A 449-nucleotide genomic window follows, 5' to 3' on the forward strand; every position below is an offset into this window, starting at 1 on the left:
AGGCAGGGCTGATGACTGGGGTGAAGTCGTAACAAGGTAGCCGTACCGGAAGGTGTGGCTGGATCACCTCCTTTTAGGGAGACCTACTTCTGGGTAGAGTGCGAACATCCCAACAAAATCTAGCACCCTCAGAAGTCATCCCAGGTCGTGCGAGAACAATGAATTAGACAGAAGCTTTCAAACTCTTAAACTCAGGTTTAAAAAAACGGACAATTCAGCACCTTGCGTGAGCCAAATCAGCAAGAATGCTGGACTAGCAAGTCCAGACAGAACCTTGAAAATTGCAGAGAAACAAAACTGGCAGTAGTTCGTAGTTAGAACTTCTGATTTGAGGGAAAGGAAACTGACCCATTCAGCAGAAGAACTAATCACAAACAAAAGAGAATCAAGTGGTCAAGATAGAAAGGGCTGACGGTGGAAACCTTGGCACACAGAGGCGAAGAAGGACG

Annotated in this window: 1 rRNA gene; it reads left to right on the plus strand. The window is 46.3% G+C overall.

The window, feature by feature from the left end:
- A 16S ribosomal RNA gene (locus PL8927_RS27700) occupies positions 1-74 on the plus strand; the annotation flags it as partial.
- Positions 75-449: the final 375 nt, after the last annotated feature.

This window comes from Planktothrix serta PCC 8927 (assembly GCF_900010725.2).
Classification (GTDB): domain Bacteria; phylum Cyanobacteriota; class Cyanobacteriia; order Cyanobacteriales; family Microcoleaceae; genus Planktothrix; species Planktothrix serta.